This is a genomic window from Sutcliffiella sp. NPDC057660, assembly GCF_042800035.1.
GTDB lineage: Bacteria > Bacillota > Bacilli > Bacillales > Bacillaceae_I > Sutcliffiella_A.
In genome coordinates this window covers 22,971-46,666 of record NZ_JBHVHV010000008.1, presented here as the reverse complement: position 1 = coordinate 46,666, position 23,696 = coordinate 22,971, and the positions used below count along the sequence as shown (strand labels likewise).

Below are 23,696 nucleotides of genomic sequence, written 5' to 3'. Positions count from 1 at the left end.
ACAAGCAGGAGCTCCTGCTTGTTTTATTTTGCACTTTAATAGGTCGTAAACCTGAGAAGTTTCTGTATACGATATAATACTTTTTTGATAAGAGTTGTTTCATCTTGATATTTTTCCAATGGCAGGGTGTACTCTGCATCTTCATTGTTCCACAATCTTTGGAAATAGGTATCCATTTCCGTGATTATTCCCTCGTTGTTGGGAGCCATGATTTTTATGTCCGTTTCGAGGTTAAGGTCAAATAAATTTCTTCTGGTGAAATTTGCAGACCCACCGATAATAGAAGAATCCTCTTTTCCTTTGATATAGATCATTTTGGGGTGATACTGCTCTCCCCCAGTATTATACCACTTGATCTCGATGTTCCCTTTCCCTTCCTCCACCATTTCTGCTGCTACTGGTCTGTTTGGCAAGCCAATCTTCTGTTGCCCGAAAGCATGCTGATTCGGGTCAAGTATCATGCGGACCTTCACACCTTTTTGTGAGGCTAGGATCAATTCATCCACTACCTTACGCTCCGCAATGTAGAACATCCCGACCCAGATTTCTTCTCCCCTCTTTGCAGCTTTAATTTCTTTCCTGATATGCTTTAATATTTTTCCTTCCGTCAATAACTGGACTCGAATGGGACCTTGCTCTTTTATTACGTCTGCATTTCCATTATCCGAATAAGAAGGCAACTCCCCTCCACCGGAAAAATCTAAAACTGCTTGTTCCGTTAATAGCATATCTTTGATTATGGATCCGGACACCTCAAATGCTGTGTTAGAATGAAATCCACTCGCATCATGCGGATTGGCTGAAGAAACGATGCCCGTTTTATCGGTTATGACAACTTTCCTGTGGTTTGCTTTAATGTTTAAAAGCTTCAAATACGAACGTACAGTTGTTTCAGGCGCATTTTTGGACATCGGGTTTTTTACCCAGCCTGTACCGCCTTGGCCAAACCACTGAAAGAATACTCTCCATACCCCGGAATATAGCGGGTTGGAATCCCGAAGAACTTCCACATTTGATTGGACCACCTTAATGCCATGGTCTTTCAGCTTTTGCAGCTCTTCTGCTTCATGGGAGCCATAAGTCGTATTTACTTCGTCGGTGATGAAGACGATATCAACTTCCGGATTTTTTTCCTTCTTTTCTAGTAAAGCATTCAATAAATTGTCGCTTAAAGGCGGAAAATCCTTTTCGCCATCGTTATACCCGTTAAATAAGAACATATCAATAACAATGAAATGTTCGGCCTCTTCAATTACTTCAAAGATTCTATCAAAAATGTGATGCTCGGTGACAGTCTTTTCCCCTTGTTGAAATGTCAGGTCATAAAGAAATTCCACATCATCGACATAATGCTCTTCCCCTTCAAAAGAAACGTTTTCCGGCAGTGGCTTGTAACTATGATAGATACTGGTACCAATTACTGTAAGAACAATCAATCCAATGATAAACGAAATTTTATATTTTTTTATAAACCTGATCACAAAGCTTCCCCCTACATTCATGTATATACTATATTTCCTCAATTTTCCTTATCAAAACATAAAAAATAGGCTGATTTTTATACAAGCCTATTCCTGTAAACAGTGATTAAATTTTAACGAGTTTGTATCCCATTTTTGCCCATACATATTGGATACCCTGCTTGAAGGACTGACAGGTTTTTACCCGCACCTTCAACCCTTTCCTGATCATCTGCTGGACAAATTGTGCGTTAAGTCCGACAAATATTGCCTCAGAGCCCATTATTCTTAACGCTTCAGCTATTTGATCCAGGTGAAATACCACCACTTCGTCAATATCATCAACAATCCCTGTAAAATCGAAGATGACGTATTCCGCCTTTTTATCCGCACATGCAATCAGGATGGCATCCTTCGTGTATTGCATTCTTTCCTCGGTCAATAAACCGGTCAACGCAACGAGTAATACTGCATCAATGGCAGTACCAATAATAGGCGTATAGAGGCTTTTCAACATATTCTGCTGGACTTCGAGTTCCTGCTGATAATCCGAAACGTCCTTCCAAGTTAATATATACCCGGTGAACTCTCCCGTCTCGCTAAATATTCGATCCACTACAATCTTTGCAGAAAAACGGTTGAACAGTTTTATATGCGCTGTATGGGGGAACGTATCACCTGACAATATTCCATTCTGCCTCGGTCCGTGAAACGTGGAGAGATTTTCTCCTATAAAATCTTCGGGGTCATGTATCTTTACATATGGCCCGATCTTGGCTAATAGCTCTTTTGCAGATCCATTCATCCATCGTATATATTGGTTTTTATCTACAAAAATAAGACTTTCCCCTATACTGTCCAATAACCTTAATACATTCAAGTCTTTAAACATATCTATCTTATTTGGCATCATAATTTCCCTCTCCACTATCCTATTATGAAAATTCTATGGGGTATCAGTTTTCTCTTTTCAGCGGTATTTTTATAAGTCGATCATCGTTCGGAATCGGATTTCCTCTACCATCAGTATTGTTAGTTACTGCATATAAAGTTTCTCCATCCAATAGAACATCCCTAATTCTACCGAAATTCTCAACAAGTGTATATTCCTTTTTACTCTCCAGTTCAAATTGGCGGATCATTTCTCCCCTTAGGCTTGCAACGAATAGCGAGCCATCATAATAGACCATGCCTGAAGGGGCCCATGTATTGGTCCCTGACTGAAATATTGGTGATTCCATTCCGTCCTCTTCTTCCGTTCCGGAAATGACTGGCCAGCCATAGTTTTTTCCTGCTTCGATGATGTTGATTTCATCTCTGGCAGAAGGTCCATGCTCAGATTCGTATAATGTGCCCTGCTGTTTATCCCAAGCTAGTCCTTGAGGGTTGCGATGCCCGTATGAATAGACGTAGGAATCAGGAATTGGATAATCCCCTGGAATGGATCCGTCCAATCCCATTCTAAGAATGCTTCCTGACAGGCTTGAGAGATTCTGTGCTTCCTCGGGTATTGTAGCATCCCCAACTGTAACGTAAAGCATGTTATCAGGTCCAATCGCAATTCGGCCGCCATTATGATAGATTGCTCCAGGAATGTCTTCCAATAGTGCACGTTCTTCTTTCCAGGAGCCATTTGCGTATTTTATCAGTACTAAACGATTTTTGACATCCTCAGGTGTACCGTATGTATGATAAGCATAGGCAAGCTTGTTTTCCTCGAAATCGGGATGCAGCGCCAACCCAAGAAGACCTCCTTCTCCGTACTGGAGAACCGCTTTATTTAGTTGAACTGTCTCTCTTGAAAAGTTATCACCTGAGATTCTTGCGATAGTTCCCTTTCTTTCTGTTATATAAAAAGTATCATTGTGTTTGGTAATTGCCCAAGGCACATCCAGGTTTTCTGCAACCGTTTCAACAGATGCATCCAAGGAATTAGTAACTTCCTTAGGGGGAGGTGTATTTGTATAGCTATCTCGTTCCTGTTTAGCCATGCATCCGTTAGCAAAGATAAGAATTAGAGCAAAGCAAAATATCATCCTTTTCCTCATGAGCTCACTCCTCCATTTTTTATACCCTATTTACTTCATTCTAACCCTTTTTGTGAAAAATAAAGGCTCTTTTCATAAAGATTGTTGCTTTAAGAATTGGGCTGGGCTAAAGATAAGATGTCAACATTAAACACCCTGTTGTTCTCCGTTCCAGGCGTTCGCTTTCCGCGGGCGGCCACGGGAGCCTCCTCGGCGCTTTGCGCCTGCGGGGTCTCCCTTGACACGCTGCTCCCGCAGGAGTCTCACGCCTTGCACTCCAACCAACAGGGGTGACACATAGTAAAAAATTCACCTTACTAAAGGTACAAAAATCGCATTTTATCTCAATTTTTCATTTCAATAGCGAACTTAATTTGTTTTAAGACTCTTTCTAATAGCAAATAATGTTTAACCCGTGAGTTGATTGTAGCGGAGGACACTTGACTCCTGCGGGAGAGTAGAGGGCATGGGAGACCCCACAGGCGAAGGCCGAGGAGGCTCCCATCCGTCCCCGCGGAAAGCAAGTGTCCGGAGCGGAAATTAACGGGCTATATTTGATGTGTACATTTTATCTAAATAGAAACAATGCATGCGAAAACAGCCAAAATAAAAAAGCACGACTGATGAATGTCATGCTTTTTGCATTTCAATTTAGATTGTTTCGAAATAATCCTTGTAATAGCCTCCGATATGGCCGCTGTTATCCACGACAAAGTAGAATTCCTCTGTTTCATTTTTCACTTCATATGTCTTCCCAGCTGTCAGCATATTGTTCACCACATATTTTTCTGCATTCGTATGTACGCACTTGACCATTTTTACGGTGGCACGATCTTTCCATGTTGCATGTATCATTCTATGCACCTCCTGCTTCTATTTCTCCATAATCATATCTTAACTTATGCATAAATGCCAGGTCCTTTTTGAACGTTCCATCCCCTCCACTCATATGAATAAAGGAGGTGATTAACATGAAGAAATCCTGCTATACAGACCTGCTTGCATTATTCGGAATTGGTGGTGCCCATCCTGGAGGGCTTGAGCTTACAAAGGAGCTCATGGCCAAATTAGATATCAATGATAAAAAATTCTTGGAAGTTGGATGTGGAACTGGGCAAACAAGCGCCTATCTGTATGAAAGAGGAGCATTACTCACCACGATGGATGCTCATCCATTGATGGTGGAAAAGGCAAACACAAGGTTTACCGAGATGGGACTGACATGTCAGGCAATCCAGGGGAGTATTGAAAAGACTGATTTCACTTCAAATACTTTCGATTATATACTTGCAGAATCTGTACTGTCTTTTACAGAAACTTCTTCTTCATTAAAAGAAATACATCGCATATTAAATTCCGGTGGTACTTTTTTGGGTCTTGAAATGGTAAAAAAGAGCTCTCTCCCGAAAGCCATCGAAGAAAGAATGAAAGCATTCTATGGTTTATCAAGTATTTACTCATTAGAGGGATGGAAAACTGTTCTACAGGAGAGCGGTCTGCGAATTATCTCCCTTATGCCTTATTCCTTAGAAGAATTAGAAGCAAGCGAACCCGATATCAACCCCTCTCCAGATATTGATGCAGCATACTTTCAGGTTATGCAGGACCATGAGGAGATCACATTGTTATCCCGTCCTCATATTGAACTATGTATAATCAACTGCAGTAAATAAACATGGGCTAATGTCATAGATGGCATTAGCTGTTTTTCTATATTTATGTATGAATAGATATTTTTTCATATCTTTCACCTATAGTTTTCCATATTATTGTGATATAAAGCCAATTTCTACAATAATTATGTTCTGTTGGCAACATTTATACAGTGAAATGATTCCTTGGACTTGTTACCATTTACATTAGAGTGTCCGAGAGTTGCTTATAAACAACACAAGGAGGAATTCATTTTATGAAAAAACTTATAGTAATTTCAACTTTAGCAACAGCACTTTTTTTTGGCACAGGATTCAGTGCGCAGGCTGAAGAAACATATAAAGTTCAATCAGGTGACAGCCTTTGGAATATTGGTAAAACGTATGGTGTATCCGTTAAAGAGGTACAAGCCATCAATAATAAAGGTAATCATTTAATCTTCCCTGGTGAAGCGTTAAAGATGCCAACTGCAGTATCTGAAGAAGAAAAAGATCTATTGGCACGTCTTGTTCATGCTGAGTCCAAGGGTGAACCTTACGAAGGGAAAGTAGCTGTGGCAACAGTGGTTCTAAACCGTGTAGATAGTGATATTTTTCCGGATACTATCAAAGAAGTGGTAACTGAAACATCTCCTGGTGGAGTTTATCAGTTCTCTCCAGTGAAAAATGGTGAAATCAACAAAAAAGCTGATGAAGAAGCGATCAAGGCTGTAGAAGAAGCGATTGCTTTCCGTGGTGATGGAAACAACTCGTTGTACTTCTTCAATCCTGATAAAACAAGTGACGAATGGATTCGTACTAGAACAGTAACAAAAACAATAGGAAACCACGTTTTTGCACAATAGTATAGAATACAAAAAAGAAGGTACGGATTTCGTACCTTCTTTCTTTATACTGTTTTATAATTTTTATGGTTAATGACAGTCCTGATCGGTTCGCCTGTGCTTGGATTCTTCCCAAGTTCCACTATCACGGAACTGTCTCTTATAACGATGACCTTTCCTTTGCTTCCTTTATTTGTGCCATTTTTTATCAGGATGGTATCCCCAATTTGGATCCCACTAGCTTTTGTCTCTTCCATTTTACATTCCACCTTTGTTTTTTTGTACTTCCCTATTATTACCCTTAAATCTTGGAAAGCAAAATACTTTTTAAACAATTATAACAAATGAAGCGAATTTCCTCCGCTTCATTGAATAGCTGATGATTCCCTCCATCAATCAATATTGCTTTACTATCAGGAAAAAGATCGAGTAAAAATGAAATATTAAACCGCCAATCAACCGTAGTATCCTTATTACCCTGTATCAGGTGCAATCTCTTATTCTGAATCGGATATTGAAAGACTGCCTCGTGCCATTTTGATAGGGAAACAATCCAATTGGTCGGTAATGTGTCAAATTGCAATGGGTCATTCTTTACAAATTCCAGATAATTTTTATTTGAAGCATTTTTTCTGTATTTTCTTTTGATGGATTTTTTTCTATTCTTTAACAGTTTAACCCCTATCCTTGAAAATGACCATAGATAAGGCTTGATCAGTGGTGCAACCAGGATAATCTTCTCAAAAAGAGAAGGATGATGAGTGATATATTCCGTAATGATCGAGCAGCCTGTACTATGACCAATAATATGATATCTGCTGTTATCCAAATGTTGAGTTGATGCAGATATCACACATTTCAACGCATGTACATATTCATCAAAACCGCCGATATCACCTCTAGGCCCATAGGAATTTCCATGTCCGGGCAAATCGAAGGTAATTACAGAAAAGGAATTTGAGACGAGAAAGCGAATGAGACGCGAAAGAGAACCCGAATGATCCAAATAACCATGAACTAAAAATATGGTTCCTTTGGATTCACTCGGGATAAATGATTGCTTAAATATCTCTCCATAATCTGAAGAAATGAATTCTGAATGGTGCAATGAAGATAAATCGGATAGAGCATATTGTTTTAAATAGGTCTCTTTCTCAAATACAGACATACTGTCATTCCTTATCAAATTTATTATCATCAATAGTTTAACCTAAAGATTGTATAAAGTTCCTTCATTTGAAGAATTCTAACTGTAATCAGAAATGGAAAGAGGTGAAAATGGTGAACATAAAAGGCTTTGTTGTTACAGGACTTGTATTCACTATCTTGGCCAGCGGTTGTGGGAATGTAAATGATTATGGTGCTGAAAAAAGAAACGCACCGAACGATTCGCTGAATGTAAATTATGACCAGGATCGATTTAACCGGCCAGAAAATGTTCGTAACAACATTAACCCAAGAAGGGTTAATGAAGGGAACGAACCAAGAATGGCAATCGCCGACCGTGCTGCAGATATGGTAACTGACTTGAAAGAAGTGGAAACCTGCAATGTCATTGTGACTGATGATAATGCATATGTAGCAGCTGTACTTGAAAATGGAGAAGATGAGCTATCGCAAGATGTAGAACGCAAAATCGCTGATCAAGTTCGTAAGGCAGACCCGGATATAGACGATGTATTCGTCTCCGTTAATCCTGATTTTATAGATCGTATGGATGGTTATGCAAACGACTTACGTTCAGGTAGACCAATAAGAGGAATGCTTGATGAATTTACGGAAACTGTCAACGTGTATTCCCTACAAACAGATAACCTCACAAAAATAAGAGAGAGGGAAGGTCCTCTCTCTATTTTTGCGCTTTTGCACGTATATTTAACAGTTTGTCTTTTAATTCGTTTTCCATTTGTACAAGCTCCATCTCCACCTGCTGGCGTTTTTGTCGGCCTTCCTGCTGAATCTGGAGTGTTTCTTCCAATGTTTCAATAAGGTTTTCCTGTGTTTTCTTCAAAGTTTCGATATCAACAAGTCCTCGCTCGTTTTCTTTTGCAGCTGAAATGGTATTCTGCTTCAACATTTCGGAATTCCTGAGCAGCAGTTCATTGGTTGTTTCAGATACATTTCTCTGCGTATCCACGGCTTTTTGCTGGTTATAGAGGGATACGGCGATTACCAGTTGATTTTTCCATAACGGAATGGCTGTCAGGATCGATGATTGGATCCTCTCCACCAATGTCTGATTCGTATGCTGGATCATCCTTATTTGCGGAGCCATCTGCAACGTGATCTGTCTGCTTATTTTCAGATCATGTGTACGTTTTTGGAGGCGGTCCGCAAATTGCATCATATCACTTACTGCCTGCACATCCATCTGATCATTGGTTGAACGTGCTTTTCTTTCCATCTCAGGTATAAGATTCGCCTGAATATCCTCGAGCTTGTGCTCTGCTGCTGCAATATATACATTCAATGCCTGAAAGTAATCTTTGTTTTTATCATACAAAGACTCGAGCATAATATTATCGCGTTGCAACACTTTTTTAAAGCTTTCCAACTGATCGGCAATTTTGTCGATTTCAAACCCAATTTTTCGGTATTTAGCAAAAAGCTGATTCACAGAATTATTGACACTACCGAAAATTCTGCCAAAAAAACCTTTCTTTTGCGGTTCTAGTTCCCCTGGCTTCACTTCTTTGATTTTTCGCATCAAGTCTGAAACCACTTCGCCGACAGGTCCAGCATCCTTCGCCTGTACATGGGATAGGATGGAATTCGAAAAGGTCGATAGCTCGTTCTGGGCTGTAATACCATAGGATGAAATGGCTTGCTGATCATTCGGGTCTATTTGCTTGGCAATTTCCATCGCTCTGAGCTTCAGGTCCTCTGAAAGGCTATCCATCACTTTTTCCCTTTTCGGTTCTGCCTGCTGCTCGGTCTGAGTTGCCAATTCATTTTCCATATCAGGATTGGAAAAAGGGTTGCTAAGCAGGTCATTTAATGTATCGTTTTTGATTTTTTCATCCAATTTCTCTTTATTATTCATCTTTTCACCTCATATTACTTCTTGTCTATTGTAAGAGATTGCTGATTCATCAGTTTAATTTCCGTGTTCAGGTTGTTCATATCACCAGCAAGAACCACCATCAATTCCTTTTCCATGTTACGCTCCATCTGTTTAAGTGCATTCTCCGTCTCTCTTAATGCTGCAGATACTTCATGTGTTCTTACAGGTTGAGAAAGTAATTGTACATACTTTTCGGCAATGATTGCAGATGAATCCAAATGCTGATGAAAAAAAGTCTGGGCACTTCGATAACGGATTGGTTCTTTTTCCACCATCTTAATGATTTTATGGGATATTTTATAGAGCTTCGTTATATTTTGATAGACAAAGATGCTTCTAACTTTAAATCTGTTACTATTCAATTTTTGCAGCTTCGTTTTCGCATCCTTGACTTGTGCAAGAACATATTTTTTCTCTTTCCGTTCCACTTTATCCAATTCATCCTGAGGCAATAATTTGCGCTTCAGAAGCCAGTAGCTAAGCAGAAACCCGGCAAAAGCACCGAGCACACCCAATTGGATTTGATTCCCAGTTGAGAAAAATACGATCACAAAGGATATGATCGCTATATTGGAAGAAGCAACAAAAATAAATGCTTGCTTTAAAAATCGTTTCATCCTCTCACTCCTCGCCCTTTCCTTTAGGCATATCATTCATATACTTCATATACGAATAGCTAGAGAAAAAGTTTCATTTAGCTTAACTTCATTATATATGATTTTTGCATATAAAAAAAAGCCTAACCCTCTTCATGTCGAGTTAGGCTGAATAAAAATTGTTTATCAAATTCCGATAGATACATATTTTACTTCGAGATACTCTTCCAATCCATGGTGCCCGCCTTCACGACCGATACCGCTTTCCTTCAGCCCACCGAATGGTGCCTGTGCTGTTGATGGAGCCCCATCATTAACACCGATGATTCCATATTCCAATGCTTCAGTAACCCGATACATTCTGCCCAGATTCTCCGTATAGACATAGGCAGCCAGACCATACGGGGAAGTATTTGCTCTTTCCAGCACTTCCGTTTCTTCTTTAAAAGTACTGATTGGCGCCAACGGACCAAACGTTTCCTCCTGCATACAAATCATATCATCCTTCACGTTTGTCACTACGGTCGGCTCCATAAATGTTTTCTCCATCACCTCGCCACCAAAGGACACTTTCGCACCTTTTCTTTTGGCATCCTCGATATGCTCCTGGACCTTTTCCAGGGCATCCCGGTCAATCAAAGGCCCGATATCGATGCCTCTTTCCAGGCCATCTCCAACCTTCAACTTAGAAACTTCCTCAACAAATATGGAGGTGAATGAATCCGCCACTTCTTCGTGAACATATATTCTGTTCGCACAAATGCAAGTCTGACCTGCATTGCGGTATTTTGATTGGATGAGCCCCTTTGCCGCCTTTTCAAGGTCGGCGTCTTCGAATACGATAAACGGTGCATGTCCTCCCAGCTCCAGAGAAAGCTTCTTTACTGTATCGGATGCCATTTTCATCAGTGTTTTCCCTACTTCCGTCGATCCGGTAAACGTAAGCTTTTTCACTTTATTGCTTTTCATCAACGTTTCTCCAATGAGACTGGATTTACCCGTGACCACCTGTATCACACCCTTAGGGATCCCTGCTTCATGTGCATACTTGGCAAGAAGCAATGCGGTTAACGGTGTCTGGCTGGCCGGTTTGACAATTACAGTACACCCTGCTGCAAGGGCAGGTGCGACTTTACGTGTAATCATGGCTGCAGGAAAATTCCATGGTGTGATGGCCGCAACCACTCCTACCGGCTGCTTTTGAATCAGGATCCGTTTATTTTCCTGTGTAGAAGGCATGGTTTCCCCGTAGATTCTCTTTGCTTCCTCTTTATACCAATCTACAAAGTTATTTGCATACATTACTTCTCCAAGAGCTTCCTTGAATGGCTTGCCCTGCTCCTTCGTTAGGGTTTCAGCGATACTCTTTTTGTTTTCATCCAATAATTGATACCACTTCCCCATGAGCTCTGCACGTTCGTATGCGGTTTTTTTTCTCCAGGATTGGAACGCAACAGACGCGTTGTCGATAGCCTGCTCCAGCTGCTCTTCGCTTATACTGGGAACCGTGCCAATCACTTCATCGGTAGCTGGATTGGTTACCTCAATCTCATTATCAGACTGTACCCATTCTCCATTTATGTACATAGAATACTTCTCCATCGTGTTACCTCCTTCAAAATTTAAACCTTCTGGTAATCATACCTAATATATTCACTATCTTTCTCTCATTCCCTCTAGAAACAAGAAAAAAACACCCTTATGTCATAAAGGTGTTTTCTGATGTGCAATTTTCATCGGCTGCCTGAATAGCTTTAACCCATACATGGTTATAAGCGTCAACGATAGGAATCCAAATACAAGAGCCATTATCTGCAATCCGATTGTATCAAGGAATAATCCTGTACCGAGAAGAACTACCTGGAACATAACCCGATCGAGCATATTTCGGAAGGAAAAGAAGCGCCCGTGAAACTCTTTTGGTATTTTTGTTTGGAAGATAGTAGCCGCAATTGGAAAAAAGCAGCCCACAGCCAAACCGAATATGCCAAAAGAAATGAGTGTAATGATTTTGATATCCGCAAAAAACAGAGTTAAATGAGCCAAAGCGATCAGTGTAACGAAAATAAACATCAGCTGTACCATGTTATTATCATTTGATAGCTTTTTCACTGCAAATGCACCGATCATAAAACAGACACCTTCTATTGTGTATATAAGACTCTTGATGGTCTGATCGTCCTGTATTTCACTTATATTGATAACTACCAGATTAAATCCGCCGATAAACAGAAATGGAACAATCGTCAATATCAAGACAGTAAGGGCAATTGGAGTTTCCTTGAGCACCGGCATAATTTCCTTGAAACTGCCAGATCCCTTTCCATCCTTTTTCCGCTCTTCTGCTGTAATATCCTCAAAATTGAGAAGAAATGTTGACATGAAAAGGATTCCGTATGCCACCATGGAAGCCAGATACAAAGAGGATAGACTCATAATGACAAGCATCGCGCCTGCCAAAGCGGTTCCTGCAATTCTTGATACGGTGGAAACATTCATATGGACCCCATTCATTTGCAGTAGTTCCTTTTCCGTAACGATTAGCGGAATGGACGACTGCAGTGCCGGAAAATAGAATGCCGCAGAAAGCTGTATTGCAATCATGAATAGTATCATAAAAAGGATGGATTGATATTCAATTGCCAGAAACATGAAACACACACTAAGCATGCGTCCGAAGCCCGAATAGATCATCACTTTTTTCTTGCTGTAGGAATCAATTATTTTTCCTGCCAATGGTCCTACCAGAACACCTGCGAGTAGACCAATAAAAAGAATCAGGGACTTTGCGAAGTCTGATGGCACGTGAGCTTGCATAAACTCAAGATTTCCGATGATTCCTGTCCAAAGTCCGATACCTGCGATAAATTCTCCCATTAGAATAATCCATACATTTCTATTTTTCCACATGTTGTGTTCCCCTATTTCCTATAGTAATAGTAAAATCATAACATGGTTAAATTCTTTTCGCCACACGAAGTTTTTAAAAAAACAGGCTCTGTTAAACACCGCGGTTGATTTACTCACTAGGCGCAGAACGGAAGCTCCCATGAGGCTTGATCCCGTTTAACAAGCGAAGGTAATTGTTTGTAACTCGAACCCTGAATATCCTCTTTTATTTTAGAAATGTAGAAGATTTGCTTATCGTTACATAGCAGAGCCTTTCTAATTAAAAATTAAAGGAAAAGTAAATATAACGAAAGCTGCCCAAAGTCCGTAGACCGGCAAATACTTAGTAACGGAATCTTGGATAGTTGAAGGTCCTGATTTGTTTTGTAGAAAACGGAAATAGGAGAACATAATCAAAATTAGATTTGCCCAGATAAGTATGTTTACACCTAAAACAGCAAGTCTGTTCGGCGTAATCCCATAAGAAGAAAGTCTGAACACTATGGCTGACAATGCCACACTGTCAATGATAAGGGCAAGAACAATTAGGGCAAAATTTATATAGTCCGAGATGTTTTTTTTCTCGTCTGAATCGCTTTCGGTAATGGAAAATATGGTAACGACCAATACACCAAGGAGTATTCCGTTAAAGGCTATCAGGAAATTACGGTCCAAGAATGGATTTTTTCCGAGCCATATAACCGCAATAAGATAGACCAACAATGTGACCAGGACAAGAGGGCTAAAAATTTTAGCTATATAGGGTGTAATATTCTTAGCAAGTTTATGATTCATTGATACCAGGTATGCAGCCACAATAGCGAGAGCGGAAGCACCAAATAAAACGACATTACTAAAATAAAAGTCCTCTATATCCAAGCCGATAAAGCTGAATAACTGCATGGTTAATGCTGCCAGTATCATTCCACTCACAGCCATGCTGGCGTAGAGAATACTATATTCCAAATTATATTTGATATAGGCTAATCTAGTACTACCTTTTGAATACTCATTTCCAGTAAATGCAAGCCCTAACAATATCCATAAGAATATGGGAATGTGTAAATAAGTAAGGATAATACTGTCTTTATCATTTAAAGGCAGCATATTAAGATAAACCCCAGAAATTAGGAACAACGCTACAAGGGAGTATATAATACTTTTCTTCGGAGTATTTTTGTAAACAAAATAGGTAGCAATAAAAGGAATTATACCAAAGGCCAGGTTAATCGGAGCAATCACTTCCTGTTCGACAAAATGGAAAATGATCCTGGTAAATATCCCTGCCATAATGGCTAAAATGCCCATGAATATGAAATCTTTTTGGAGCTTGGAAGATTTTTCTGTATTTGCAGCCTCCTTGAAATGCAATCTTTCAAACCAAACGTTAAGGACCTGAGAATCAGGATTTTGTTCCCATGCCTGTAAGAATGAATTTTTAAAGGCTTTTGGGTCTTTTCTATATATTCTCTCCAGTTCATGAGGATTATGAATATTTTCAATAATCGAATTGTTAATTTCCATCGTTATACCTCCCCTAATAATTGTTAAATCCTCCACAATGGTTAACTGTCTTCGTCACTTTTGTATTCTAAAATATCCCCAGGGTAACACTCTAAAGCCTTACAAATTGCTCTCTAAGATGGATAATCGAATCGCTTTCGCCCTTTCCATTTTTCAATAAAGAAAGGTTCGTCATCTCAGGCACCAAAAAGATGCAAAGAGCAAGACTGGGACTCCTATAAAAATAGCAGCTATTTTTAAAAACAATATTGTAACATTTTACATAAAAGCACCTCATTTATTAATTCTGATTTTGATTTTAATATATTATTTATTGATTTACAATAAATATTTATTAATTTTTATAACAGTTTTATTGTAATTTATAAAAATTAATAACCATGTCTAAATCTTCTACATCCTCCGTTCCCGTATAATAGAAAGGAAAACAAAAAAAACTTTATAATATATCTGAACCAATCTTTTACTTCATAGTCTTCTCTCATACTTCTCCCACGAAATCCTTACATATATTAGACCTTTTTGTTTGTTACATTCACATTGAAAAAAAAGGGGTTCGGAATGTGACCATCCGAACCCCTTTTTAATATTTAGTTGGATTTGATCGATTTGATATGAATCGATAGACCACTTGAATACTATATTTAGACTATCGCTGGACCTCTCCATGTCCAGTTTGCCATTTTCTTTTGATTTAATGCAACGAAAGTAAGCATCGCCTTCATCGACATTTTTTTATGCCTCACAACATGCTTTTTGTAATTTCCGGCTTTTCCTGGGATTTTCACTTCACAAGTGCCCGTTATGATTCTTACCTTAACTTTTAGTCAATTGAGCTCGATCCTCACCCTGTGGCGGTTCTTCCATCCAACCATTTTTGACCATAATTCTTCCACCTTGTTTTGCAAAATCAAAAATATCTTTTGCAAGGAGCGCCATTTTTGCAGGTATGTCACTTCGTAAACTAAACGCACCGCCAAGTGCATTACTTCCAAGTCCAAATGTACTTAATAAGCTGGTATTGTACATCATTAATTTATCAGAGAACGGGGCGACAGTTGAATTTGTAGCTTTCCCGGCGTGAGTAGCCGGTGGTTCAATATAATCCTGCCGAAAAAATTCTCCTAATGCCGTTTCGACTTTCTTTGATAGTTCCATGCCTTTAACAAAATATTTTCGTACCTGGTGATCTTGTGCTACTTGAGCAAATCCAATCATTAATTGCATACCCGTAAGGTTTGTCTCAATGGTATGATGAATAAGAGAAATCTCAATTGTATTTAAGGATCTTTCATTACTTAACCAATTCAACCCAGTTATATAATTTTTGTTATGTACAAACTTAACTTCTTTTGGCATTGAAACATAAGGGGGACGTGAAAGAACTCCTGCTTCTAAAAGAAAATGTGTCGATTGATCAAACGCCTCTTGTCCTTCATCTGTTAACCGTCTGAAAAATTTTCTTATATCTTCCCGGTACGACATGGTCGAATAGAGCGCGTAAAGGTTAGTTCCTATTTTAGACATCATGTGTAAATACATCACATCATACATATAGTCAAATAACTTTGGAGCCCCTTTATTTACGTCTTTTTCAGTAAAACCAATCGGAATAACCGCGCCTTCCTGTTGAAAAATCTTGGTCACAAACTCTATACTTTCAGCAGCACGGTCATAATAAGACTGCAGAATTGTCCGTATTTCCTCATTTTCAACATGTTCCAGGAAGTATTCTAGAAATCTCATGATCATTGTCTTGTCTTGATACGTCATCCATAAGTTCGCTAATTCTGAAGAGGTTATTGGTATTCGATTTGAACTATGCATTCAAAAGCCTCCAAAATTTCATTCGTTTTCTTACTCTTTACTTTTGAAAAAATTTATTAGGTATACAGTATTTTTGTATCAGCTACTATTGTTGGAAAAACCGTTTATTTAGGGTAAGGCGACCAAAAGTGAAATGAGGGGCTACTGTAATTATTATGTACTTTCATCAAATATCCATACGGTAAATTCTCAGGCCTTTTCGCAGGGCTTTTTACACAACATAACATCCCTGTAAGATTTTCATATCGCTTAATCAAAAACATATTTTCATTTTTCTGCCAATCTGTCCATCTGTTACAAAACAAAGGCGATGCCCCTAATTTAAGCATCGCTCCTTATCCGAAATTAACTGCTCAACTAACGCTCCGGTTTTACGGAATACGCAGTGTCAAAGGTACTAATTGTTAAACAATGATACAATTTACTTTAAATTGGAATATTCAGTTCAAAAAATCAAATCTCGCCAAAGTGAAGAAGTATAAGAAAGAAGGGAAAAATAGCTATTAAGATACATAAAGCACCTGTAATTACACCGATTTTCTTTATGCTTAAATTCAATAGAAAATACAATGCAAGACCTAAAAAGAACGTTGCTAAGAAAAGTAGTATCAGTGATCCTTTAGGTTCAAAAATCCCAAAAGCATTTTCCATAAATGATTTAGGAGGGCGAGTAGAAGCAACCGGTATTGGGTAAAAGAAATTCTTAACAAATAATAATGACATAATAAAAGTGCTTATTAAGAAAAAAAGTCCCACTAGTTTTTTTACCACAATTAATCTCCTTTCGAAATACAACATTTACATCACATATCTTAAGTAAGGAGTGATACACTATGCAGCAATCCCTCCCTATAGTTGAATAAGATGTTTACATTCAAACATAAAAATTAAAGGAGTTTCATGGATTTACGGAATGCGACTTTCTTCTCAAATGAGTTCCTAACAATAACAGAATTATGCTATAGATGCTAAACACAACTACCCCAAGAATTGCCTCACCAGTAAAACTAATCGGTTCATATCCGCTATGATTGTTAATATGGGACTCTTTCCCTTTGTAAGTAAACCAAATAATAGCCGAAATAAATACATACAAAGCAATTAGGAACGCTGACATTAAATTAGTTAATATTTTGTTATTTGAAGAAAACGATTGCAGTGTATATAAAAATAGACCGCCATATACAAGCATAATAATGAGTGTTTCAGAAATCCCCATTTTATCTCCTCATATTCCTAAAGATACTAAAAGTAGTTATTATTTTAATAATACAATGAAGTTATCATACTAATAACCCTAATCTGGTTTCATCCCATTTCGGATTTTCATTATGGTAAACTACAATATGACCTAACAAATGGCAACTTCCCCTAACATAACCTTCTTCAAATGATTCACGCTTAAAAAATCCTCAGGAGTTTCTCAAATTATGGCTTATCTCCTGTAAGCCACGCAATTAGATATCCGATAAATACAATAAAAAAAAATAATAATATTTTTGTTATCTTTATTATTTTATTTATTAACAAATTAAGACTAGTTTGCTTTTTAATTTTGAAAATTTCAATCGAGAGAAAATAATAGATTAGTGTTAAAAAAGTAATCATTATTAACAACCTCCGGGGAAGTCTCTTCCTCTATGGTATATATTCTACTTAACTTTATTCTCGCTTCTCCCCAATTCACATTTATTACTATCATTTAATTATTCTTAATGATGTATTGCTTTATTAGCCTTATGAACAACTTCTTTGGGTACAAATAATTGATAAGTGGAGGAAAATCCGTATCCACCGCCTTCGCCTCCACCATAACTAATGGTTTTAGTTTTATATTTAACGTTATTATTTTCAAGTTTCCCTCTTATTGAAGAGTATTCAGCTACATCTTGAGTTGAATAAACCAATTCCCAATTAACAAATAAGCTTGCAAAAAAATTCTTGAACATAAAATCCCTCCTATCAATTATCCCTATAAAACAAATGACATAATATTCAAATTATTTATCGGACACCAAGCTTATTCCATTAAACTCCCAATAGCAAAAAAGGATCTGGAAGCTTACTTTCAGATCCTTTCCATTTTGAGGCTTTGAATTCCTCTATTTTCACATCAAATCCTTATGAATTTTTCAGTGGTCACTAATTATTAATTCGTTTGTTAACTTCAATCGTAATGAACTCCGGCAAATAATTGGGCGTACATCCTTTTGATACCATTTCATCTTTGTAAAGACCCGTTTTTTCACCAAGTTTAATACAACGTGCTCGATACTTTTCATCATAAACGCCTATCCAGCCTGCGGTGAAATTCATAGCCCATTGAACTTCCGGTTCTTCCTTCATAATATTAGCTTCAATTGCAGAAAGTAAGTCTGCGGTGTTATCAGGCGGTGTTTGTCCAGTCCATCTCAATCGCCCTTGAAAATACCAGAAAACTCGCCTTTGAAGAGCAGAAGGACTATGTTCCCATAACTCCATCAATGCAATGTTCTTCTTGTCTTTGGTGAGCTGATTAGCCATTAACCAATCCATTAAGTTATTTCGCTCATCAAATGTATGAATCTGCATATCCTTATCAAGCTTATTTAGTACATCTTGTGAAAGAAGTTTTTTGTCCATAATTAAGATTGCCAATAGTCTGGGCAAAAAATCTCCGGTTGACCAAAGTTCCATAGCTAGTTCGTGATCTTTTTTAATGTCCTTCGCGATTTTTCGTAAGTCGCCTAGCTTAGTATTACTATTGATCTGAGGTAGAATGTTTTCTGCTTTTGATGATCGTTTTATTTCTGTGCTTTTACTTTTATTCATTTGACATAACTCCTTTTTAAAGCACTGTTTCTTAATATGTCATTTGCGGGATATATCAATAACTAAATTTCGTTATAAGTCTTATTGCATACAATTGTACCATAACAACGTAAAAGGGATGATTCATTTCGCCGTTATTTATGATACAGTTCCCCACTACTAGTGCTAAACTACATCTTCAACAATCCGGCCAAAAAATGGAAAATGAGCGCTTATCCTTGTTACAGGATAACGCCCATTAGTTGAGTAAGACTATCTTTCCCCACCAATTCCCTTCATACACAAGGTTACTCTTTGTCAGCTAATAGCTGAATTTTGAAGATATCTGTAAAGCCTGTTCTGTCGGTGACTAGTGTGATTGAAATCAAATCACCTTCTGACAATTCAGAAAGCCGGATAACAGCATCCTGCCGATATATATTCACTTCTCCCCATACATCATATTGAAACTCACCTCGATAATTCTCATCATTGAGGGAAATACCATCAACCAATATAGACTTCTCGCCAACTTCTTTTACTTCTGCATAGAATGTCTGAATATCAGAAGCTGACATCACCCATGCATCTTCTTCGTAATCTTTATAGGCATTAACATATCCCGCATTATAGCTAATAAATATGCCAATGAGTAAAACTAATATGGTCATAACAATAGTGACTTTATATGGAGGAACCATTGAAATACGTTTGCCCTCGGTTGTCCCTAAAGCCTTATTGACATGCCGATTAAAGATTTGAAAATAAACAATGACGGTAACGACAAATATTATTAGAATTGCAAACAGCGCGAGAAAATAAATAGGTAAACCCATGCAATTGCCTCCTCTATATTCCGAAATATTCTTTGAAAATGTAGTAATAGCTTCTTGTTACATCAACACTTTTACCATTAGTCATTGTAAGGATAAACTTCGACGAAAGAGTAGGTGTAATTCGTTTAACCTTATTTCTTGCAATTACAACAGAGTTACTAATACGCAAAAATTTTGTTGGGTCAAGCAAACTGACAATTCGATATAATCGGTCGGTAGCTTGATATAGTCCTTCTTTCGTTTGTACCTCAACTGCATGACCGAACGATTCGATACAAACAATATCCTCTACCGATAAAATGATTCTCGCATTTGTTCCTTTTTCTCTCACAGTCAGATTATCAATGAAGCTGTTGGTTTCACATAATACCAAGTCGGCAGTATCATCTATTTGAATTCCTCGTTCTTCAAGTGCAGATTTAATTTCAACATAACGCTCATTACTAATGTCAAGTTTGATTTTCAAATTGCAACCTCCTTTCGTACATCGTAATACATAGCCATGTGCCAAAAGTAGTATAACAATCGGATTTTCGCATCTCAATATAAGAGGAACACTTTACAGATATAGCCACATAGATTACACAACATGGTGCATGAACATTAGCATTTTTCTTTTCGCTGCCTGTATGCAGGCTTTTCCGTTTACTCACATTAAATCCTCCTTAACATCTTTACTATCGAGCTTAACTTTTTTTACAATAATAAAAACTATTAACCTATTTTTGGTTAATAGGTCATTTTATGTAGGGTATAATCAAAAATCAATTATGCCCAAGTTCTTTTGCCAATTATCCTGCTGCTGTATCTGTAGGTAAATTACCATTTATAACATATCATAAAAATTCTAATTGACCCCTTAGTTAAAACACAAAAAGCACTGCGAAAACGCAGTGCTTTTTGTTATACCTATTTCTATACATTTTTCCATACAATTCTGGATTTTGTGACAGGTTCGGAATCCGTTATGATACGCTCCCGTTTTTTATTGTTTCACTTTATACTCTTTTGATGTACCATCAGCAAATGTAACTTCCAACTCAAATTCTGTGTAGTCCTTTTCCAGACTGAATACTTCAAGGACCTGCGTTACTACTTCTTGCTCGTCTGAGTTGGCGTCAATCTTTAGCTGCTCAAGCATTGGGGATAATTCTTTGTATGCTTCATCACCTTTTAAGATGTTGTCATTTACTGTATCCTCAATTTCTGCTTCGCCGTTACCTTCAGCTTCAAAGTCCGCTTCATACTTTTTATTGTCCTTATACTCGACATCCAAATCAAATTTGGTATATGTATGTCCTGTCTGTGATTCCAGGTCTCCATTTAGCCCTTCTTCTGTTGTGCTTTCATCTCCTGGTGCCTGGGTTTCATCTTGTGCAGGGGCATTTTCAGGTGGTGCAGACATATTTTCGTTGTCTGTGCCACAACCTGAAACTATAGCGGCAGACAGTAGTATGGACAATGCTGATAAAACTGCTTTTAATGAAAGAAATCTTTTCATCAAGTTTCCTCCTCCATGAAATTACAGGTTATTTTATCCATTTGATAGTGAAATTACCCATTTTCAAAAAATTTTACCTCATGACTTTTGCTTCTTAGTTTTGTCCATATCCCGATTAGTAATGTCAACCATGCAGCCCCGGCTAAATATCCTGCCAACACATCCAATGGATAGTGTACACCCAAATAGATTCTGCTCAGCCCAATCAACAAGATAATTATCGATGCTAAAAACACTGCTAAGACCTTAATTTTTCTTTGATGGGCTATCATAAGTACTAGAAATGCAATCATCCCATAGGTAGCCATGGCATTCATCGCATGACCACTGGGAAAGCTGTAAAAATTAGCATCAACTAGATGTTCGAGACTTGGCCTTTCCCTCTGGTAGATACCCTTCATACATGTATTGAGTAGGCGGACACCTACAATATTCACCCAAACCATCATGATAGCAAAATGATATCTCTTAACGAGTAAATAGATGGAAACTACAAACATAGCTGGGTACAAGAAGTTTCTTGACCCTATAAAAGATAAGAAAATAAAAAACCAATCCAGATCCCAAAACTGATACCCATACCTTCCCCATTGCCTATCAAGACTTTCCACTGACTGAAATTCCAATAAGAATCCCAGCAATAAAAACAGCAGGCCTAATAGGATACTGCATCGAAATAGATACTTTGCTTGGATCTTCATCTCATGCCCCCTATCGCAACTGCATAAAAAAGCTAACTTACCCTAATAGGTATAGTTAGCCAATATCTTTCTTTATAAACTTTTAAGAAGCAATTTTTTCAGTAGTGGGAATAGCACATCAGGAAGTTCCTCTATATTCGGAACAAGGATACTGTATTTTCCATACATGTTTTGGATTGTTTTTACCTGACTTTCCTCAATTTCTCCATTGCTGAGGAAAACGTTGATTACTTCAATACCACTTTTGCGTGCATCCATTACTGCCTGATGTGTATCCACAATTCCATTCTGTTCATATTGCATCGCTGCAGGCTCCCCGTCAGAAAAAACCAGCAGGAATTTCTGCTTTTCACTTCTGCTTAACAGCCGTTTTGTCATATGTCGAATTGCATATCCATCGCGATTGTCCTCTTCAGGTTCCAATTGGAGGATTTCTGGACCAGATTTATTCTTCATGCTTGAAGAAAAATCAATCACCGTCTTGAAAAAATTAGGTTGGCTTGTTGAGGTTGCATCATTCGTATCTTCCCAAAAGCCGACCACTTCATGAGGAACGAACACCGATTTAAGCGCTTCATGGAACAGGGTTATACCAAATTTGGTCTGCTCCATTTTATCAAACATGGACGCGGAACAATCTACAAGTAGCGTGAAAACAGCATCAATTTCTATGGAAGGGTTATCCCTTTTATAAAACATTTTTGGATTATCATCCATAAACCAAGGAAGTAGCTTTTTGCTTAATCTGCCGAAAGCCAATTCACTTCTGGGCAGGATTTTTTTATGCTCAAGTGTTTTCTGGATAAGCTGCTTCAGTTTCTTTTGATAAGCGGATATGAACAGTTTGTATTCTTCATAATCGTTCTTTTGCTCTATCGTAACTGACGAAGGGGTAAGGAATACTGGGTAGGCATATTTATTCTCCTTCCCGAATTCCACATTGGATCCCCTTTCCTTCTTCTCCTCATTTTGCCTAACATCCATGGCTTCAAGCGAGGAATAGTCATTTTTATTGGTTTGCTTGCTAGACCCCTGGACATATCCCATCGCCTGGTCTCCGTCTTCCCCTTCACGGCCACCCTCGCCCATCAGGTCCATTTTCGTACCCTGCTCCAGATCAAACTGCAAAAAGCTCTGGGAACTGGACTCGGATTCCCTATGCCAGGTTGGAAGCTTATCCTCATGAATATCTTCGTCTTCCGTTTCTTTCTCTTTTTTATCGTCGTTCTTTAATTCACTTTTTCGCTTTAGGTCATCAAATGTCAAATTATCCTGCATTTCCTCTTTTTCAGTAAAATCCGGCAAAAGAAAATACATATTGAGCATATCTCTGTCTAAAAGTTCGTCCAGTACTTCCACGATATTCAGACAGATTCTCTCTATTTCTGAAGTTGAGTTTGCCTCATAACATTTAGAAGCCTCTGCTCTGACAAAAGAAAGTGCGGGATCTATCTCATTACCGATAAAAGGAACCTCCTCCAACGGGTTATCAGTCGTTAAGAGGAGATATAGCAGATTATATAACGCATCTGTTGTAATGGTCCTATCGAGATTTACCTTTAATTGGCTTCGGAAATACTTTCGATATTCCGCCCTTCTTACGTGAAAGGATCGGGTGGTGCCAGGTCTTTCCCTTTTACATATTTCCTCAAGGCGCAGATCTTCCAACAGCATAAAAAGCTGCCTGCTGAAACTGAATAAATGAGATGTCCTGCTTTTAGTCATGAAACGGGAAACGCTGGAAAAATCCGTATGCGGGATGGTTCCGACGCTCCTCAGATAAACATCGCTTTTCAACCCATGCATCTTTTCGTGATGAGGGTGGTTATCCCAGAAAAGACTGATAAACATTGAATTCTCAAATGGGTCATAATAGGATTTGAATGCATAGGCCACTTCCAAGCTTTCTTTTTTTGCCAGTGATACCGCCAGATCCGCAAGCTCCATAAACAGGAAGGAATCAATTTTCTTATCGTTGAAAACAATAGGTCTCAATTGGCCAACC

22 protein-coding genes and 3 pseudogenes are annotated in these 23,696 nt (G+C 38.2%); 3 read left to right on the top strand and 22 right to left on the bottom strand.

The window, feature by feature from the left end; genetic code table 11:
• Positions 1-35: 35 nt before the first annotated feature.
• The 4 genes from ACFVAD_RS10480 to ACFVAD_RS10465 form a co-directional block, all read right to left on the bottom strand.
• The gene (locus ACFVAD_RS10480; RefSeq protein WP_386639222.1) at positions 36-1,481 is read right to left on the bottom strand and encodes a phospholipase D family protein; all 1,446 of its coding nucleotides are present in this window, start codon (positions 1,479-1,481) and stop codon (positions 36-38) included.
• A 106-nt stretch (positions 1,482-1,587) separates the two neighbouring features.
• Positions 1,588-2,373 carry an STAS domain-containing protein gene (locus ACFVAD_RS10475; RefSeq protein WP_386639220.1) on the bottom strand — a complete coding sequence of 262 codons (786 nt, stop codon included), beginning with the start codon at positions 2,371-2,373 and terminating at the stop codon, positions 1,588-1,590.
• Positions 2,374-2,416: 43 nt separating this feature from the next.
• Positions 2,417-3,508 (bottom strand): PQQ-dependent sugar dehydrogenase, encoded by a 1,092-nt coding sequence (locus tag ACFVAD_RS10470; protein WP_386639218.1) that lies wholly within the window; start codon positions 3,506-3,508, stop codon positions 2,417-2,419.
• Between the two features lie 630 nt (positions 3,509-4,138).
• Positions 4,139-4,342 carry a DUF6501 family protein gene (locus ACFVAD_RS10465; protein WP_386639216.1) on the bottom strand — a complete coding sequence of 68 codons (204 nt, stop codon included), beginning with the start codon at positions 4,340-4,342 and terminating at the stop codon, positions 4,139-4,141.
• Between the two features lie 116 nt (positions 4,343-4,458).
• On the opposite strand from ACFVAD_RS10465, the gene ACFVAD_RS10460 reads away from it, so the two are divergent.
• Both ACFVAD_RS10460 and ACFVAD_RS10455 read left to right on the top strand, forming a co-directional pair.
• Positions 4,459-5,160 (top strand): class I SAM-dependent methyltransferase, encoded by a 702-nt coding sequence (locus tag ACFVAD_RS10460; RefSeq protein ID WP_386639214.1) that lies wholly within the window; start codon positions 4,459-4,461, stop codon positions 5,158-5,160.
• Positions 5,161-5,396: 236 nt separating this feature from the next.
• On the top strand, positions 5,397-5,984 hold the full coding sequence (locus tag ACFVAD_RS10455) for a cell wall hydrolase (protein WP_386639211.1): 588 nt from the start codon (positions 5,397-5,399) through the stop codon (positions 5,982-5,984).
• A 44-nt stretch (positions 5,985-6,028) separates the two neighbouring features.
• Here ACFVAD_RS10455 and ACFVAD_RS10450 read toward each other — a convergent pair whose 3' ends face one another.
• On the bottom strand, positions 6,029-6,220 hold the full coding sequence (locus ACFVAD_RS10450; protein WP_386639209.1) for a DUF2187 family protein: 192 nt from the start codon (positions 6,218-6,220) through the stop codon (positions 6,029-6,031).
• 44 nt (positions 6,221-6,264) lie between these two features.
• A complete protein-coding gene (locus tag ACFVAD_RS10445) occupies positions 6,265-7,131 on the bottom strand; it encodes an alpha/beta hydrolase (RefSeq protein WP_386639206.1) in 867 nt (288 codons plus the stop codon).
• A gap of 110 nt (positions 7,132-7,241) precedes the next feature.
• Between ACFVAD_RS10445 and ACFVAD_RS10440 the strand changes: the two are divergent.
• Positions 7,242-7,742 (top strand): annotated as a pseudogene (locus tag ACFVAD_RS10440) (YhcN/YlaJ family sporulation lipoprotein); the annotation flags it as partial.
• A gap of 70 nt (positions 7,743-7,812) precedes the next feature.
• Here the strand turns inward: ACFVAD_RS10440 and ACFVAD_RS10435 are convergent.
• The 16 genes and pseudogenes from ACFVAD_RS10435 to ACFVAD_RS10360 all read right to left on the bottom strand — a co-directional run bounded on the left by ACFVAD_RS10435 (position 7,813) and on the right by ACFVAD_RS10360 (position 23,686).
• The gene (locus tag ACFVAD_RS10435; protein ID WP_386639203.1) at positions 7,813-9,006 is read right to left on the bottom strand and encodes a toxic anion resistance protein; all 1,194 of its coding nucleotides are present in this window, start codon (positions 9,004-9,006) and stop codon (positions 7,813-7,815) included.
• A 14-nt stretch (positions 9,007-9,020) separates the two neighbouring features.
• Positions 9,021-9,644, bottom strand: a complete 624-nt coding sequence (locus tag ACFVAD_RS10430) for a 5-bromo-4-chloroindolyl phosphate hydrolysis family protein (protein ID WP_386639200.1) — start codon at positions 9,642-9,644, stop codon at positions 9,021-9,023.
• A 165-nt stretch (positions 9,645-9,809) separates the two neighbouring features.
• The gene (locus ACFVAD_RS10425; RefSeq protein WP_386639198.1) at positions 9,810-11,225 is read right to left on the bottom strand and encodes an NAD-dependent succinate-semialdehyde dehydrogenase; all 1,416 of its coding nucleotides are present in this window, start codon (positions 11,223-11,225) and stop codon (positions 9,810-9,812) included.
• A 102-nt stretch (positions 11,226-11,327) separates the two neighbouring features.
• A complete protein-coding gene (locus tag ACFVAD_RS10420) occupies positions 11,328-12,533 on the bottom strand; it encodes an MFS transporter (RefSeq protein ID WP_386639195.1) in 1,206 nt (401 codons plus the stop codon).
• Between the two features lie 255 nt (positions 12,534-12,788).
• On the bottom strand, positions 12,789-14,036 hold the full coding sequence (locus ACFVAD_RS10415) for a DUF4153 domain-containing protein (protein ID WP_386639193.1): 1,248 nt from the start codon (positions 14,034-14,036) through the stop codon (positions 12,789-12,791).
• Between the two features lie 41 nt (positions 14,037-14,077).
• A pseudogene (locus tag ACFVAD_RS10410) lies at positions 14,078-14,211 on the bottom strand (helix-turn-helix domain-containing protein).
• A gap of 641 nt (positions 14,212-14,852) precedes the next feature.
• The gene (locus tag ACFVAD_RS10405; RefSeq protein ID WP_386639191.1) at positions 14,853-15,863 is read right to left on the bottom strand and encodes a DUF3231 family protein; all 1,011 of its coding nucleotides are present in this window, start codon (positions 15,861-15,863) and stop codon (positions 14,853-14,855) included.
• 453 nt (positions 15,864-16,316) lie between these two features.
• Positions 16,317-16,634, bottom strand: a complete 318-nt coding sequence (locus ACFVAD_RS10400) for a hypothetical protein (protein WP_386639188.1) — start codon at positions 16,632-16,634, stop codon at positions 16,317-16,319.
• 536 nt (positions 16,635-17,170) lie between these two features.
• Positions 17,171-17,269 (bottom strand): annotated as a pseudogene (locus ACFVAD_RS10395) (NUDIX hydrolase); the annotation flags it as partial.
• Positions 17,270-17,575: 306 nt separating this feature from the next.
• Positions 17,576-17,812 (bottom strand): hypothetical protein, encoded by a 237-nt coding sequence (locus tag ACFVAD_RS10390; RefSeq protein ID WP_386639185.1) that lies wholly within the window; start codon positions 17,810-17,812, stop codon positions 17,576-17,578.
• Positions 17,813-18,005: 193 nt separating this feature from the next.
• The gene (locus ACFVAD_RS10385; RefSeq protein ID WP_386639182.1) at positions 18,006-18,674 is read right to left on the bottom strand and encodes a DNA alkylation repair protein; all 669 of its coding nucleotides are present in this window, start codon (positions 18,672-18,674) and stop codon (positions 18,006-18,008) included.
• 287 nt (positions 18,675-18,961) lie between these two features.
• Positions 18,962-19,489 carry a hypothetical protein gene (locus tag ACFVAD_RS10380; RefSeq protein ID WP_386639179.1) on the bottom strand — a complete coding sequence of 176 codons (528 nt, stop codon included), beginning with the start codon at positions 19,487-19,489 and terminating at the stop codon, positions 18,962-18,964.
• Positions 19,490-19,502: 13 nt separating this feature from the next.
• Positions 19,503-19,955, bottom strand: coding sequence for a LytTR family DNA-binding domain-containing protein (locus ACFVAD_RS10375; protein ID WP_386639177.1), 453 nt, complete (start codon positions 19,953-19,955; stop codon positions 19,503-19,505).
• 519 nt (positions 19,956-20,474) lie between these two features.
• Positions 20,475-20,990, bottom strand: a complete 516-nt coding sequence (locus tag ACFVAD_RS10370; RefSeq protein ID WP_386639175.1) for a YusW family protein — start codon at positions 20,988-20,990, stop codon at positions 20,475-20,477.
• Positions 20,991-21,043: 53 nt separating this feature from the next.
• Positions 21,044-21,691 (bottom strand): phosphatase PAP2 family protein, encoded by a 648-nt coding sequence (locus tag ACFVAD_RS10365; protein ID WP_386639172.1) that lies wholly within the window; start codon positions 21,689-21,691, stop codon positions 21,044-21,046.
• A gap of 72 nt (positions 21,692-21,763) precedes the next feature.
• On the bottom strand, positions 21,764-23,686 hold the full coding sequence (locus tag ACFVAD_RS10360) for a vWA domain-containing protein (protein ID WP_386639169.1): 1,923 nt from the start codon (positions 23,684-23,686) through the stop codon (positions 21,764-21,766).
• Between the last annotated feature and the right edge of the window lie 10 nt (positions 23,687-23,696).